The 15597-nt window shown below is 71.6% G+C and carries 15 protein-coding genes; 11 read left to right on the plus strand and 4 right to left on the minus strand.

What is annotated here, in order from left to right; genetic code table 11:
• On the minus strand, nt 1–504 hold a 504-nt coding region (locus QL987_RS11530), incomplete at its 3' end, for an ABC transporter permease (protein WP_290157772.1).
• Complete coding sequence (locus tag QL987_RS11535; RefSeq protein ID WP_111073920.1) at nt 501–1502, minus strand: ATP-binding cassette domain-containing protein; 1002 nt, start codon at nt 1500–1502, stop codon at nt 501–503. The genes QL987_RS11535 and QL987_RS11530, both read right to left, overlap by 4 nt.
• Before the next feature lie 97 nt (nt 1503–1599).
• On the opposite strand from QL987_RS11535, the gene truA reads away from it, so the two are divergent.
• The 7 genes from truA to glmM all read left to right on the plus strand — a co-directional run bounded on the left by truA (nt 1600) and on the right by glmM (nt 9305).
• Nucleotides 1600–2553 (plus strand): tRNA pseudouridine(38-40) synthase TruA, encoded by a 954-nt coding sequence (gene truA / locus QL987_RS11540; protein ID WP_290157773.1) that lies wholly within the window; start codon nt 1600–1602, stop codon nt 2551–2553.
• 9 nt (nt 2554–2562) lie between these two features.
• Nucleotides 2563–3309, plus strand: a complete 747-nt coding sequence (locus tag QL987_RS11545; RefSeq protein WP_290157774.1) for an MBL fold metallo-hydrolase — start codon at nt 2563–2565, stop codon at nt 3307–3309.
• A gap of 92 nt (nt 3310–3401) precedes the next feature.
• Entirely contained in the window at nt 3402–3686 is a 285-nt protein-coding gene (locus QL987_RS11550; protein WP_290157775.1) for a hypothetical protein, read from the plus strand.
• A gap of 174 nt (nt 3687–3860) precedes the next feature.
• Nucleotides 3861–6674 carry an ExeM/NucH family extracellular endonuclease gene (locus QL987_RS11555; protein ID WP_290157776.1) on the plus strand — a complete coding sequence of 938 codons (2814 nt, stop codon included), beginning with the start codon at nt 3861–3863 and terminating at the stop codon, nt 6672–6674.
• A 264-nt stretch (nt 6675–6938) separates the two neighbouring features.
• Nucleotides 6939–7385, plus strand: coding sequence for a 50S ribosomal protein L13 (rplM, locus tag QL987_RS11560; RefSeq protein WP_111073916.1), 447 nt, complete (start codon nt 6939–6941; stop codon nt 7383–7385).
• Nucleotides 7386–7423: 38 nt separating this feature from the next.
• The gene (gene rpsI / locus QL987_RS11565; RefSeq protein ID WP_111073915.1) at nt 7424–7909 is read left to right on the plus strand and encodes a 30S ribosomal protein S9; all 486 of its coding nucleotides are present in this window, start codon (nt 7424–7426) and stop codon (nt 7907–7909) included.
• Between the two features lie 22 nt (nt 7910–7931).
• The gene (glmM, locus tag QL987_RS11570) at nt 7932–9305 is read left to right on the plus strand and encodes a phosphoglucosamine mutase (protein ID WP_290157777.1); all 1374 of its coding nucleotides are present in this window, start codon (nt 7932–7934) and stop codon (nt 9303–9305) included.
• A gap of 159 nt (nt 9306–9464) precedes the next feature.
• On the opposite strand, the gene coaA is transcribed toward glmM, so the two are convergent.
• Together coaA and QL987_RS11580 are read right to left on the minus strand one after the other, a co-directional pair.
• Entirely contained in the window at nt 9465–10409 is a 945-nt protein-coding gene (gene coaA, locus QL987_RS11575; RefSeq protein ID WP_111073913.1) for a type I pantothenate kinase, read from the minus strand.
• 95 nt (nt 10410–10504) lie between these two features.
• Nucleotides 10505–10990 carry a glutathione peroxidase gene (locus QL987_RS11580; RefSeq protein ID WP_111073912.1) on the minus strand — a complete coding sequence of 162 codons (486 nt, stop codon included), beginning with the start codon at nt 10988–10990 and terminating at the stop codon, nt 10505–10507.
• 70 nt (nt 10991–11060) lie between these two features.
• Between QL987_RS11580 and glmS the strand changes: the two genes are divergently transcribed.
• From glmS to alr (QL987_RS11600), 4 genes are read left to right on the plus strand one after another with little or no spacing between them, the layout of a single operon-like run.
• Nucleotides 11061–12908: a glutamine--fructose-6-phosphate transaminase (isomerizing) gene (gene glmS, locus QL987_RS11585; RefSeq protein WP_290157778.1), complete on the plus strand. Its 1848-nt coding sequence runs from the start codon at nt 11061–11063 to the stop codon at nt 12906–12908.
• A gap of 6 nt (nt 12909–12914) precedes the next feature.
• Nucleotides 12915–13313, plus strand: a complete 399-nt coding sequence (locus QL987_RS11590) for a holo-ACP synthase (protein ID WP_290157779.1) — start codon at nt 12915–12917, stop codon at nt 13311–13313.
• Nucleotides 13310–14413, plus strand: coding sequence for an alanine racemase (alr, locus tag QL987_RS11595; protein ID WP_253465159.1), 1104 nt, complete (start codon nt 13310–13312; stop codon nt 14411–14413). The genes QL987_RS11590 and alr (QL987_RS11595) overlap by 4 nt, the downstream gene beginning before the upstream one ends.
• Nucleotides 14410–15573 carry an alanine racemase gene (alr, locus tag QL987_RS11600; RefSeq protein ID WP_290157780.1) on the plus strand — a complete coding sequence of 388 codons (1164 nt, stop codon included), beginning with the start codon at nt 14410–14412 and terminating at the stop codon, nt 15571–15573. The genes alr (QL987_RS11595) and alr (QL987_RS11600) overlap by 4 nt, the downstream gene beginning before the upstream one ends.
• The last annotated feature ends 24 nt before the right edge of the window (nt 15574–15597 follow it).

A 15597-nucleotide genomic window follows, 5' to 3' on the forward strand; every position in this document is an offset into this window, starting at 1 on the left:
GAGCACCGCACCGATCCCGCCCGCGGGACGGAGCCCCATGATGAAGCCGACCGTGAAGGTGATCGTGGTGGCGATCGCGTAGCGGACGGTGTCGGCGAGCAGGGCGCCGGCGAGCGGGGCGATCCGGGCGATCGGCAGGGACCGGAAGCGGTCGAACACGCCCTTGTCCATGTCCTCGCGGAGCTGCACGCCGGTGACGATCGACGACGTGATGTTCGTCTGCACGAGGATGCCCGGGATGATGATCGGCAGGTAGCTGCTGACGTCGCCGGCGATCGCGCCACCGAAGATGTATGTGAACATCACGGTGAAGACGATCGGCATGAGCGTCACGTCGAACAGCTGCTCCGGTGTGCGCCGGACCTTGACCAGCCCGCGGTACGCCATCGTGAGGGACTGCCGGACGGTCGCGGCGAGGCCGGAACCGCCGATGCCCGGCCGCGGGGTGATGCGCGGTGCGCCGGACGTGGCCGAGGTCAGGTCCGGGGTGGTGAGCGTGGTCATGCGTTGCTCCCTTCGAGCGTGCGGTCGGCGGGCGCGGACGCGTCGGCGCCCACCCCTTCGCCGGTGATGGTGAGGAACACCTCGTCGAGCGTCGGCTTCTGCACGCTCATCTCGGTGAGGGAGATGCCGGCGTCCCGGAAGGACACCAGCAGGTCCGTGACACGGTCCGGGTCCGCCATCGGCGCGGTGAGCCGGGAGCCCTCGGGACTCGCGACCGCCGCGGTGCCGAGCACGCGGAGCACCAGGTCGGACGCTTCCGCCAGACGTGCCGGGGTGGAGTCGGCCAGCCGGAGCTGCAGCGACGCGGTGCCGATCGAGGCCTTGAGCTCGTCGCTCGTGCCCTCGGCCACCACCCGCCCGTGGTCGATCACCGCGATCCGGTCCGCGAGCTGGTCGGCCTCGTCCAGGTACTGCGTCGTCAGCAGGACGGTCGACCCGGTCGCGACGAGCTCCCGGATGGTGTCCCACATCTGCGCCCGGGTCCGCGGGTCGAGGCCCGTCGTCGGCTCGTCGAGGAAGATCAGCGGCGGCTGCGCGATGAGGCTCGCCGCCAGGTCCAGTCGTCGGCGCATCCCCCCGGAGAACCCGCGGAGCGGTCGTCGCGCTGCCTCGCTCAACCCGAAGCGCTCGAGCAGCTCGGTCGACTTCCGCTTCGCCTCGGTCCGTGACAGCCCGAGCAGCCGGCCGAAGACGACGAGGTTCTCGGTGGCGCTCAGGGTCTCGTCGACGCTGGCGTACTGCCCGGTCACGCCGATGAGCTGGCGCACCACGTGGGGCTCCCGGCGGACGTCGTGGCCGAACACCCTCGCCTCGCCGCCGTCCAGGCGGAGCAGGGTCGCGAGCATGCTGATGGTGGTGGTCTTGCCGGCGCCGTTCGGTCCGAGCACCCCGTAGACCGTGCCGGCCTCCACGCGGAGGTCGACCCCGTCCACGGCCCGGTTGCTGCCGAACGTCTTCACGAGGCCAGTGGCCTCCACCGCGAGGGGTGTCGTGGTCATCGTCGTGTCCTTCCGTCGACGTCGTGTACGGGGACGACACTGCCGAGGACCGCTCACGCGGCACTGACGTGGCGCTGACATCGGTACCGTGGAGGGCGTGAGCGAGACGGCCCGGACACCAGACGACCCCGGCGCGGACGGCACCGGCGCGCGACTCCGGATCGACCTGGCGTACGACGGCTCCGGCTTCTCCGGGTGGGCACGCCAGCCCGCACTCCGCACCGTGCAGGGTGTGCTCGAGGACGCCCTCGCCACCGTCTTCACCCGGTGGGGCGAACCACCCCACCTGACGGTCGCGGGCCGCACCGACGCCGGCGTGCACGCCACCGGACAGGTCGCGCACCTCGACCTCAGCCCGGACCAGTGGGCCGCGCTGACCCGGCCGAAGCGCCCCAGCGCCGACGGCACCGTCCGTGATGCCTTCAGTGGACTCCTCCGCAGGCTCAACGGGCTCGCGGGCGCCGACGGGGACATCGTCGTCCGCAGCGTGCGCGTCGCCCCGGCCGGCTTCGACGCGCGGTTCTCCCCGCTCTGGCGGCGCTACCGGTACCGGGTCGCCGACGTCGACGCCCTCCGCGACCCACTCCGTCGCGGGCACACGACCTGGTACCCGGGGCGCCTCGACCCGGCAGCGATGGAGCGGGGTGCGCTGCGGCTGCTCGGGCTGCACGACTTCGCGGCCTTCTGCAAGCCGCGCGTCGGCGCCACCACGATCCGGACCCTGCAGCAGTTCCGCTGGGAACGTGAGCCGGACGGCGTGCTGGTGGCGAGCCTCCAGGCCGACGCGTTCTGCCACTCGATGGTGCGGGCGATGGTCGGCGGCACCCTCGCCGTCGGCGAGGGCCGGATGACGCCGGACGAGCTCGACGAGCTGCGGGTCGCGGCGGAACGGACCAGCGCCTTCACGACCGCCCCGGCACGCGGACTCACCCTCACCGAGGTGGGGTACCCGGACGACGACGCCCTGGAGGCGCGGGCCGTCCAGACACGCGCCCGTCGCGACGCGGAAGGACACCGGCCCGGCGACGTGCCGGACGAGGACTGGCGGTAGCGTCGGGGGATGGCTCCTCGTGCTCCGCGCTCCGTCGTCTCCGTCGCACCCGGTGTGGTCTTCGTCGAGGGGCCGGTGTCGAACTGGGTCGTCCTGGCGGAAGAGGACGGCGTCGCCCTCATCGACGCGGGCTACCCGGCCGACACCGACCTGGTGCTCGACAGCGTGCTGCTCGCCGGCCACGACCTCGACGAGCTCCGCCGCGTCTACGTCACCCACGGGCACGTCGACCACGTCGGCGGGCTGCCCGAGATCCTCGAGCGCTTCCCGCACGTCGAGGTCCTGGCCCACGCGGACGAACTCAACAACGTCCGCGGACCGGCGCGCCAGCAGGTGACGCCGGCCGAGATCGGCGGACGACTCGCCGCACCCCGCGTCCTCCGCTGGCTCGGCCGCGCGATCGCCTCGGACGCCCTCCGCCCGACGACCGTGCCGAGCGCCCGCGCCTTCACAGCCCACGACTTCGAGGGCCGGGCGATGACGCCGCTGCCCGTCCCGGGGCACACCGACGGCTCGACCGCGTACCTGCTGCCCGCGGCCGACGCGATCGTCACCGGCGACGCCGTCGTCACGCACCACGACACGCAGCCCGGGTCGTGGGCACCGCGGCCTCGGATGATCACGCCGTTCTTCACGGCCGACCCGGCGCTCGCCGTGGAGTCGGCGCGGGCCCTGGCCTACCCGGCGATCGTGCTGCCGGGGCACGGGCCGGCGGTGCACCGGGTGGGGGCGGAGTGGGTGCCGATCCAGGGGTGACGTCGTCGTTCCAGCATGGACGACTGGTATCGGAACTGTAGATGTGAAATTGTGGTGGACCGGTGATGGAGCTGCGATCTGGAGGGACCACGATGGACATCGTCGGCAGGGGCAAGATCGACGGGCCCGACGTCGGGCCAGGTGGGCGCGGCAGGATCCGCCAGTCCGTCGTCGGACTCCTGGCGGTCGTCGCGACCCTGGGGTGCTGCGTCTTCGGTGTGACGGGCCAAACTCCGACGATCCGCGGGGTCGCGGGCGTCGTCACGGTGGCTGCTGTGGTCGGCTCGCTGGCGCTCGCGCGGAAACGCGGGAACCTCGTTGGGTGGTACGTCGCTGCATCGGGGGTGGCGCTGTTGCGTGTGCTCTTCGGATCGTGAAGCAGTTGCCGAGTCCGACGGGGTGATGGCGGGTGCGCTGCTGCTCGCGCGGGACGGATGGAACCCCCGGTCGACCCTCGTCCGGGGGAGAGGTTTCACCTCGTCGTAACCTGTGCGTCTCCGCAGGCCCGTACGGTTCACGGGATCACTCCCGACCACGAACCGAAGGTCCCCATGCCACGAACCGTCGGACGCACCCTGCTGTGCGCCACGGCTGCCGCGACCCTGATCGCCGCACCGCTCGTCACCGTCACCACCGCCTCCGCGAACCCGACGGGCACCGGACTCGTCATCTCCGAGGCGTACCTCAAGGGCGGCAGCGCGAACCAGCCGTTCACCAACCGGTTCGTCGAGATCGGCAACCCGACCGGCGCCGCGGTGTCCGTTGACGGATGGTCGCTGCAGTACCGCCCGGCGACGAGCACGGGAGCATCGAGCACCGTCGTGCCGCTCACCGGGTCCGTCCCGGCGAACGGCACGTACCTCGTGCAGGGAGCGTCGAACGGGACGGTCGGCGCTGCACTGCCCACGCCCGACGTCGTCTCGACGTTGAACGCCTCCGGTGCGAGCGGGACCCTCGTCCTCTCCGACCAGCCGACGGCGCTGGCGCTGCCCGCGGGTGCGGTCACGACGGCGACGCCCGGCGTGGTGGACCTGCTCGGGTACGGCGCCTCGAACACGTCGGAGACTGCTCCCGCCACGAACCCCTCGGGCGCGAACAGCACCCCGGACGCACTCGTCCGGCAGGGCACGACCGACACCGACGCGAACGCGGCGGACTTCACCCTGACGCGGACGATCACCCCGCGGAACGCCGCCGGCGAGACGGCAGCGGGCGGCACGACGCCGACGCCGGGCGGCGGTGGCACCACCCCGCCGACCACGCCCCCCGTGGCCGCGACCATCGCGGAGATCCAGGGCACGACGGACACCTCGCCGCTCGCCGGCTCGACGGTCACGACCAGCGGCGTCGTGACCGCGGTCTACGCCACCGGCGGGCTGAACGGCTACACGATCCAGACCCCGGGGACGGGAGGCGCGACCACCCTGGCCGCGCGGACCGCCTCCGACGGACTGTACGTCTACTCCGCCGCCACGGCCGGACTGGTCGCGATCGGCGACCACGTCCAGGTCACCGGCGCCGTCTCCGAGTTCAAGGGGCTCACCGAGCTCACCGTCGCGGACACCGCCGGGCTGACGGAGCTCACCACCCCGGCCGCCGCCCCGGTCCCGGCCGCCGTGGCCTTCCCCCGGACGGACGCCGAACGCGAGGCGCTCGAGAGCATGCTCGTCGCACCGCAGGGCGACTACACGGTCGCCGACAACTACACGACGAACCAGTACGGCGTGGTCACGCTCGCCACGGGTCCGGGCCGGCTGCTGCAGCCGACCGAGGTCGCCCGCCCGGGCAGCGCCGAGGCCGCCGCGGTGGTCGCCGACAACGCCGCCCGCACGGTCACGCTCGACGACGGCGCGAGCACGAACTTCCTGCCGCGCGACGGCCAGGACCAGTCGGCCCGGTCGATCCCGGTGCCGTGGCTGACGAACGCGGGCCCGGTCACGGTCGGCGCCGCCACGACGTTCACCGAGCCCGTGGTCCTGGACTACCGGAACGACGTCTGGACGTTCCAGCCGACGACGCCGATCACCGGCGCGACCGCGAAGGCCGACCTGCCCGCGACGTTCTCGGACGTCCGCACCACGGCGCCCGCCGCGGTCGGCGGTGACCTGAAGCTCGCCGGGTTCAACGTGCTGAACTACTTCCCGACCACGGGCGACCAGCTGACCGGCTGCACGTACTACACGGACCGCGCCGGTGACCCGCTCACGGTCAACTCCGGCTGCGACGCCCGCGGTGCTGCCGAGGCGGAGGACCTGGCACGCCAGCAGGTGAAGATCGTCAAGGCGATCAACAGCCTGGGCGCCGACGTGGTCTCGCTCGAGGAGATCGAGAACTCGGCGGCGTTCGGGCAGGACCGGGACGCTGCGGTCGCCACCCTCGTCGACGCACTCAACGCGGCCACCGGGAGCGACACCTGGGCGTACGTCCCCTCGCCGACGAAGCTCGCCGCCGACGAGGACGTCATCCGCCTGGCCCTCATCTACAAGAAGGCCCGGGTCGCGCCGACCGCCGAGTCGACGATCCTCACCGACTCGGACGTCTTCCAGCGGCAGCCGGTCGCGGACGCGTTCCGCCCGGTCGGTGGGACCGCGGACGACGACTTCCTGGTGATCGCGAACCACTTCAAGTCGAAGGGCTCCGGCACCGGCGAGAACGCCGACCAGGGCGACGGCCAGGGCGCCTCGAACGCCGACCGGGTGCGCCAGGCCCGAGCCCTCACGAGCTTCTCCACGGCGATGCAGGCGCAGTACGGCACCGACAAGACCTTCCTGATCGGTGACTTCAACGCCTACAGCGAGGAGGACCCGATGGTCGTCCTCCGCGACGCCGGCTACACCGACCTGGCCCCGGCCCGCGACCGGACCGAGTACTCGTACGTCTTCAGTGGGCTCAGCGGGTCGCTCGACCACGTGCTGGCGTCACCGGCGGCGCTGGCGAGCGTGACGGGCGTGGACATCTGGAACATCAACTCGACCGAGTCGGTGGGCCTGGAGTACAGCCGGTACAACGTGAACGTCTCGGACCTGTACACGGACGACGTGTACCGCGCGAGCGACCACGACCCGATCCTGGTCGGCTTCGACCTGACCGCTGCCGAGGGCGACCCGACGCCGGAGCCCACGCCGGAGCCCGGCACGGACGACCCGGCCGACGACCCCACAGCTGAACCGACCCCCACGCCGATCGCCGGTGGTGCGGGCACGACCCCGGGTGCCGGCGTGACGCCGACCACGGGTGACGGCAGCCTGGCGTTCACCGGTGCCCAGATCGGCGGCGGCCTCGCGGCGGCCCTCGCGCTCCTGGCCGCCGGTGGCGGGCTCCTCGCCCTCCGTCGCCGCCGGACGACGGGTGGCAGCGCCGAGTGACCTCGCGCTGAACGCGACCACCGACGGGAGGCGCGGTGCGGGTCCGACCCGCACCGCGCCTCCCGTCCGTGGTGTCGCTGGGAGCGACGCCGGTTGACCGGGACGATCGGCGTCGGCTAGGCTCATCTCTTGGTCTGCGCGCTCTGTTGCGCCAGACAGTCAGATGGGCCCTCCACCGGGTCGTTCAGCGGGCATCTGCCCGCGGGAACGCCCACCGGAGTGGGATTCACGGACTCCTCACCTCGACACGAAAGCAGCACTCCTGTGACTCGTACGTTCTCCCCGAAGCCGGCAGACGTCCAGCACGACTGGATCGTCATCGACGCGACCGACGTCGTGCTCGGCCGCCTCGCTTCGCACGTCGCCGCCCTCCTCCGCGGCAAGCACAAGGCCACCTTCGCCCAGCACATGGACATGGGTGACTACGTCATCATCGTGAACGCCGACAAGGTCGCCCTGACCGGGTCGAAGCTCGCCAAGAAGGTCTACTACCGTCACTCCGGTTACCCGGGCGGCCTCACGGCCACCAGCTACCCGGAGATGCTGGAGAAGCACCCGACCCGCGCCGTTGAGAAGGCGATCCGCGGCATGCTGCCGAAGAACACCCTCGGTCGCGAGCAGCTCAAGAAGCTCAAGGTCTACGCAGGCGCTGAGCACCCCCACGCGGCGCAGCAGCCCAAGCCGTACACCTTCGACCAGGTCTCGCAGTAACAGCGGCCACGACGACTTCCAGGAACGAGAAAACACTCATGGCTCAGATCGCTGACTCCATCGACCAGACCCCGGAGACCTTCACCACCGAGAGCGCACCCGTCGCGTCGGAGGCGGCTCCCCGTCAGATCCTCAACGTCTCGGGCGGTGCCGTCGGTCGCCGCAAGGAGGCCATCGCCCGCGTGCGTCTCGTCCCGGGCTCCGGCACGTTCGTCGTGAACGGCCGCACGCTCGAGGACTACTTCCCGAACAAGCTGCACCAGCAGCTCATCAACGACCCGTTCAAGGTGCTCGAGCTCCTCGGCTCGTACGACGTCACCGCCCGCATCACGGGTGGCGGCCCCTCGGGTCAGGCCGGCGCGCTGCGTCTCGCCATCGCCCGCACCCTGAACGAGATCGACCGCGAGAACAACCGCGCGACCCTCAAGAAGGCCGGCTTCCTCACCCGTGACGCCCGCGTCATCGAGCGCAAGAAGGCCGGTCTCAAGAAGGCCCGCAAGGCGTCGCAGTTCTCGAAGCGCTGATCGCCTGACGGCGGGAGATCGCATGCCGCGTCTGTTCGGTACCGACGGCGTTCGTGGCCTCGCCAACGGCGAGTTGACGGCCGCGCTCGCACTGGGTCTTGCCCAGGCGAGCGCGGCCGTGCTCACGCACGGACACCATGCGGACGCTCGACGAGCGTCCGGTCGCACGCGCCCCAAGGCCGTGCTGGCGCGCGACCCGCGCGTCTCCGGCGAGTTCCTGGGTGCCGCAGTGGCAGCCGGGCTCGCCTCCGCCGGCGTCGACGTCCTCGACGCCGGGGTCATCCCCACCCCCGCAGCGGCGTACCTCGTCGCTGACGTCGACGCCGACTTCGGCGTGATGATCTCCGCGTCGCACAACCCCGCGCCGGACAACGGGATCAAGTTCTTCGCCGCTGGTGGTCGCAAGCTGCCGGACGAGGTCGAGGACCGCATCGAAGCGGCCATGCACGACCAGTCCGCACCGACCCCCACGGGCGCCGAGGTGGGTCGCATCACGCGGTTCGCCGACGCCGAGGACCGCTACGTCGTGCACCTGCTCGGCACCCTTCCGCACCGGCTCGACGGCATCCACGTCGTGCTCGACTGCGCCAACGGGGCTGCCTCCGGTGTCTCGCCCGAGGTCTTCGTGAACTCGGGCGCGAAGGTCACGCTGATCGGTGCCGACCCGAACGGCATCAACATCAACGACGGGGTCGGTTCGACCCACATCGACAACCTGGCACGCGCCGTCCTCGAGGCCGGAGCAGACGTCGGCATCGCCCACGACGGCGACGCGGACCGGTGCCTGGCCGTGGACGCCGAGGGCAACGCGGTGGACGGCGACCAGATCATGGCGATCCTCGCGCTGTCCCTCAAGGAACGCGGCCGACTGGTCGACGACACCCTCGTCGCGACGGTGATGTCGAACCTCGGGCTGAAGCGGGCGATGGCGGACGCGGGCATCACCGTGATCGAGGCCGGTGTCGGCGACCGCTACGTGCTCGAGAAGATGAACGAGGGCGGCTACTCGCTCGGCGGCGAGCAGTCCGGTCACATCATCTTCAACGACTTCGCGACGACCGGTGACGGGGTCTTGACGGGCCTCCACCTGGTGGCCGAGATGGCGCGCACCGGCAAGTCGCTCGGCGAGCTCGCCGCGTGCATGACCGTGTTCCCGCAGGTGCTGCTCGCCGTCAAGGGCGTCGACCGGCACGGCCTGCAGGATCAGGGCGTGCAGGACGCGATCGCTGCGGCGACCGAGGCGCTCGGTGACACCGGCCGGGTGCTGCTGCGTCCCTCCGGTACCGAGCCGGTCGTCCGCGTCATGGTCGAGGCCGCATCGCAGGAGGACGCCCAGCGCGTCGCCGAGGAGCTCGCCGAGGTCGTCCGCGAGCGTCTGACGCCCGAGGCCGCGTAGCCCACCGGAGCCCCGGCCGCGGAGCCCCGGCCGCCGCGCCCGCTGGCGCGCTCCGGCCACGCACAACAGGAACCCGCTCGAACCACGGACGTCCGCGGTTCGAGCGGGTTCCTGTCGTGCGGCGCCACTCCGAACTGATCCGGGGGAGGACCCCGCCGGTCAGATCTTGCGGAGCAGGACGCTCGTCACCTTGTGGTCGGCGGCCTTCTTGAGCACGAGCGTCGCCCGGGAGCGGGTCGGCAGCACGTTCTCGAGCAGGTTCGGCTCGTTGATCGCGCGCCACACCCCGGTCGCCGTGGCCACCGCGTCCTCGCGGGACAGTGCGGCGAAGCGGTGGAAGAACGAGTCGGGGCTCGAGAACGCCTGCTCCTGCAGCGCCAGGAACCGGTCGACGTACCAGGACTCGATGTCCTTCGTCTTCGCGTCGACGTAGATCGTGAAGTCGAACAGGTCGGACAGTGCGAGCCGACCGTGCACCGGCGGCGCCAGCACGTTGAGCCCCTCGACGATGAGGATGTCCGGCTGTCGCACGACGATCTCGGCGTCCGGCACGATGTCGTAGACCAGGTGCGAGTAGTAGGGCGCCCGGACCTCGGTCGCGCCGCTCTTCACCTGGCTGACGAAGCGCAGCAGGGACCGGCGGTCGTACGACTCCGGGAAGCCCTTGCGGTCCATGATCCCGCGGCGCTCGAGTTCCGCGTTCGGGTACAGGAAGCCGTCGGTGGTCACGAGTTCGACCCGCGGGGTGTCCGGCCAGCGCTTCGTCAGTTCGCGCAGCAGACGCGCGACGGTGCTCTTGCCGACGGCGACGGACCCGGCGACACCGATCACGAACGGCGTCCGTCGGGCGCGTTCGCCGAGGAAGCGGCTGGTCTCCGCGTGCAGGTCCCGCGCGCCGGCCGCGTACAGCGTCAGCAGCCGGGAGAGCGGCAGGTACACGTCCTGCACCTCGGTCAGGTCGAGCCGGTCGCCGAGCCCCCGCAGCTGCACGATCTCGGTCTCGGTGAGCGAGAGGTGTTCCTTCGGCGCGAGCTGCGACCACTCGTCCCGCGGGATCTCCACGAAGGGGGTGGGGTGCGCGACGGTCGTCTCCGGGATCGGCATGGGGTCGAGCGTACCCAGCCGGGAGGCCCGCCACCGGTCAGCGACGTCGGCTGCGGTGGACGGGCCTCCTGTCCGTCAGCGGGTGCACCCGCCGATCAGGCGGGGAGCGCCGCCTCGATGGCGGCGACGACCTCGGGGGCGTCCGGCTTGACCGTCGGGCGGAAGCGCGTGACCGTGCCGTCCGGGGCGACCAGGAACTTCTCGAAGTTCCAGATGACCCGTCCGGCCTTGCCCGAGGCGTCCGGAGCCTGTGTGAGCTCGCGGTAGAGCGGGTGCGCCGAGCGGCCGTTCACCTTGACCTTCTCGGACATCGGGAAGCTGACGCCCCACGTGGTGGAGCAGTACTCCTCGATGGCCTCGGACGAGCCGAGCTCCTGCAGGAACTGGTTGCTCGGGAAGCCGAGCACGGTGAACCCCCGCGGGCCGTACGTGCGCTGCAGTTCCTCGAGCTGTTCGTACTGCGGGGCGAGGCCGCAGCGCGAGGCGACGTTCACCACGAGCACCGCCTTGTCACCGAAGCTGCCGAACGTGGTGGTCTCGCCCTTGATGGTGGTGATCTCGATGTCGTCGAAGCGTCCCATGCCCGGAGGCTATCCCCACCCGCCGTGCGGTTCGCAGGGTGCTCCCCGCGCTGCCCGTAGGATCGATCCCATGTGTGGAATCGTCGGATACGTCGGCAGCAACAGCAGCACGGACGTCCTCCTCGGAGGCCTGCGTCGCCTCGAGTACCGCGGCTACGACTCGGCCGGCATCGCCGTCGTCGATCCGGCCGGAGACCTGACCTCGGCGAAGAAGGCCGGCAAGCTCCAGATGCTCATCGACGAGCTCGACACCAACCCGATCGCGGACGGCGGCACCGGCATCGGCCACACCCGCTGGGCGACGCACGGCGGCCCGACCGACGAGAACGCACACCCGCACCTGGCGGACGACGGCAAGCTCGCGCTGATCCACAACGGCATCATCGAGAACTTCGCCCCGCTGAAGGACGAACTGCTCGCCGAGGGCGTCGTCTTCCACAGCGAGACCGACTCCGAGGTCGCCGCGCACCTGGTCGCGCGCGAGTTCCGCCAGACCCACGACCTGACCGAGGCGATGCGGCGCACGGTCGCCCGACTCGACGGCGCCTTCACGCTCCTCGTCGTGCACTCCGACCAGCCCGGTGTCGTCGTCGGTGCCCGTCGCAACTCGCCGCTCGTGGTGGGTCTCGGCGACGGCGAGAACTTCATGGGCTCCGACGTCGCAGCGTTCGTCGCGTACACGCAGCGCGCTCTGTCGATCGGCCAGGACGAGATCGCCACGATCCGTCCCGACGGCGTCGACGTCATCCACTTCGACGGCACCCCCGCCGACCGCAACGAGTTCGAGGTGAACTGGGACGCCTCGGCCGCCGACAAGGGCGGCTGGTCCTCGTTCATGGCGAAGGAGATCAGCGAGGAGCCGGAAGCGGTCCGCAACACCGTCCTCGGCCGCGTGCACGAGGGGGCGGTCACGCTGACCGACCTCGAGCCGATCGCCGAGCGCCTGCAGCAGGTCGACCGCGTCATCGTCATCGCCTGCGGCACCGCGGCCTACGCCGGCATGCTCGGCAAGTACGCGATCGAGCAGTGGGCCCGCATCCCCGTCGAGGTCGAGCTCGCCCACGAGTTCCGCTACCGCGACCCGGTGTTGAACGAGCGGACGCTCGTCGTCTCGATCAGCCAGTCCGGCGAGACGATGGACACGCTGATGGCGGTCAAGTACGCCCGCGAGCAGGGCGCCCAGGTCCTCTCGATCTGCAACACCCAGGGCGCGACGATCCCGCGCGAGTCCGACGCCGTGATCTACACGCACGCCGGCCCCGAGGTCGCGGTCGCGTCGACGAAGGCGTTCCTGGCGCAGGGCGTCGCGCTCTACCTGCTCGGGCTGCACCTCGCCACGCTCCGCGGCACGATGACGGCGGAGCAGATCGCCGCGCAGGTCGCCGAACTCGAGGGGCTGCCGGAGAAGCTGCAGCAGACCATCGAGGACGCCTCCGGGGTCGCCGAGCTGGCCAAGTGGATGGCAGACACCCGCAGTGTCCTGTTCCTCGGCCGACACGTCGGGTACCCGATCGCACTCGAGGGCGCGCTGAAGCTCAAGGAGCTCGCCTACATCCACGCCGAGGGCTTCGCCGCCGGTGAGCTGAAGCACGGTCCGATCGCGCTCATCGAGCCCGGCCAGATCGTCTTCGTCATCGTCCCGTCGCCGCGTGACGCCCGGTCGCTGCACCCGAAGGTCGTCTCGAACATCCAGGAGATCCGCGCCCGCGGTGCCCGGGTGATCGCCATCGCGGAAGAGGGCGACGCCGCCGTGCTGCCCTTCGCCGACGAGGTCCTGCGGATCCCGCTCGCAACGCCGCTGTTCGAGCCGCTGCTCGCCGTGGCGCCGCTGCACATGTTCGGCATGGAGCTCGCCGCGGCCAAGGGCCTCGACGTGGACCAGCCGCGCAACCTCGCGAAGTCGGTCACCGTCGAGTAAGCGGACGTGATCATCGGCATCGGGGTCGACGTGGTCGACCTGGAACGGTTCGAGCGGGTCCTGACACGGACCCCCGCGATGCGGTCGCGGCTGTTCACCGACGCCGAGCAGCTGCGGGACGGTGAGCCGCGCCCGGTGGCGTCGCTCGCCGCCCGGTTCGCTGCGAAGGAGGCCCTGATCAAGGCCTTCGGGTCGAGCGCCGGCCTGAGCTGGCGGGAACTCGAGGTCGTCGCGGACGACCAGCGGAACCCGTCGCTCACCCTGCACCAGGGCGCGCAGCGGGTCGCCGACGAGCGCGGCGTCGGGCACGTGCACCTCTCGCTGTCGCACGACGGCGGGATCGCGACGGCGTTCGTCGTCATCGAGGGCCGGGACCGGCCCGCAACGGAAGGACCGATCGCGTGAGCGCGTTCACGGGGGTGACCGTCGACCGGGAGGCGTTGATCGCCAACTACGCCACGGTCGCGGAACAGGTGGCTCCGTCCGGCGTCGTCGCGGTGGTGAAGGCCGACGCGTACGGGCACGGTGCCGTCGAGGTCGCCCGGGCCCTGGTGGACGCCGGCGCGGACTGGCTCGGGGTCGCGGACCTCGACGAGGCGGTCGCGCTCCGGGAGGCCGGCATCGACGAGGGCGTCCGGATCCTGGCGTGGCTGCACGCCCCCGACGAGGACTTCCGCCGTGCGGCCCGGTACGGCATCACCCCGGCGGTCTCCAGCGTCGAGCAGCTCTCCACCGCGGCCGACGCCGACGTGCCGGAGGTGCACCTGGTCGTGGACACCGGCCTCAGCCGCAACGGGGCGGTCGAGTCCGAGTGGCCCGAGCTCTTCGCGACGGCCGCGGCCCTGACCCGGAACGGCGACCGCACCCGCATCGAGGGACTGATGTCCCACCTGTCGAACGCCTCGCGCTCGGACGACCTCGACCAGGACGCCGCACTGCAGCGGGCGATCGACGGCTTGGCAGCGGTCGGCATCCGCCCCGACGTCGTGCACCTCGCCGCCAGCGCGGGCAGCCTGGCGCTGCCGGAGACCCGCCGCGACCTGGCCCGGGTGGGTCTGGCGCTGTACGGACTCAGCCCGTTCCCGGACCGGACCTCGGCCGACCTCGGCCTGCGGCCCGCGATGCGGGTGACCGCCGCGGTGCTGCGGACGGTCGCCGTGCCGGCCGGTGACGGTGTCTCGTACGGGTACACCTGGCGTGCCGAGCAGGACACCCGGCTCGCGGTGATCGGGCTCGGGTACGCCGACGGCTTCGACCGGGCGTACGGCAACCACGTCTCGGTGCGGATCGGGGACCGGCGGTTCCCGGTCGTCGGGCGGGTGGCCATGAACGCGATGCACATCGACATCGGGGACGCGGACGTCGCGATCGGGGACGAGGTCGTGCTCTGGGGCGATCCGGCGAACGGCGACCCCGCGGTGGAGGACTGGGCCGACGCGATCGGCACCATCAACTACGAGGTGGTCGCCCGGGTCGGCCGCAGCGTCGAACGGAGGACGACGTGAGCGCTGGACTGCGCCGGGCGGTCATCGACCTGGACGCCTACCGCGCCAACCTCGAACTGGTCCGGTCGTGGATGCAGCCGGTCGAGGTGATGGCGATCATGAAGGCCGACGCCTACGGGCACGGCCTCGAACCCATCGCCCTGACCGCGGTCGACGCGGGCATCCGGTGGATCGGTGTGCTGACGGTGCCCGCGGCGCTGCGGCTGCGCGCCATCGGCGTCGGCGAGGACGTCCACCTGTTCACCTGGCAGCACGACCCGGGGCTCGACTTCCGCGACGCCATCGACTCGGCCGTCGACCTCGGTGTCTCCAACGTCGCGGAGCTGCGCCGCATCGTCGACGCGGTCGACCAGCGTCCGGCGCGCGTGCACCTGGGCGTCGACAGCGGCCTGCACCGCGACGGCGCGACCGCCGAGGACTGGACCGCACTGGTCGAACTGGCGCGCGACGCCCAGCGCGACGGCCGGATCGAGGTCGTCGCCGCGTACACGCACCTGGCCGAGTCCTCGGACGCCGACGACTCCGCCGCCGTGGCGCACTTCGACGCCATGGTCGAGCAGGCCGAGGACCTGGGGCTCGACATCCGGTGGGAGCACGTCGCCGCGTCGCTCGCCGGCCTGGAGCGCAAGGAGTTCCGGAAGGACATGGTCCGGATGGGCGCCAACCTGTTCGGCATCCCCGGTGCCGACGGGGTCTCCGCCGCCGACCTCGGCCTGACGCCCGTGATGACGCTCGCCGCCTCCGTCGCGAAGACGAAGCGCGTCCCGGTCGGCACCGGCGTCTCCTACGACTACACGTACCGCACCGACACCGAGACGACCCTGGCGCTCGTGCCGGTCGGCTACGCGGACGGCGTCCCCCGTGCCGCCCAGGGGCGCCTCGAGGTCGCGATCGACGACACCCGGTACCCGATCGCGGGCCGCGTCGCGATGGACCAGTTCCTGGTCGACGTCGGCGACGACGACGTCCGGGTCGGTGACACCGTGACGCTGTTCGGCACCGGTGAGGACGGCGAGGCCACGGTCCTCGAGTGGGGCCGGGCGCTCGACACCATCGGCGAGGAGATCGTCTGCCGGATCGGCAGCCGGGTCCCGCGCGTGTACGAGGGGCACTCCGGCGAGGGCCGCGTGGGGGAGTACCTGCGGGGCGAGCGGTCGTGACCGTCCTCCTCGACACCACGGTCG

The organism is Curtobacterium sp. APC 4022 (assembly GCF_030407555.1).
Lineage (GTDB): Bacteria > Actinomycetota > Actinomycetes > Actinomycetales > Microbacteriaceae > Curtobacterium.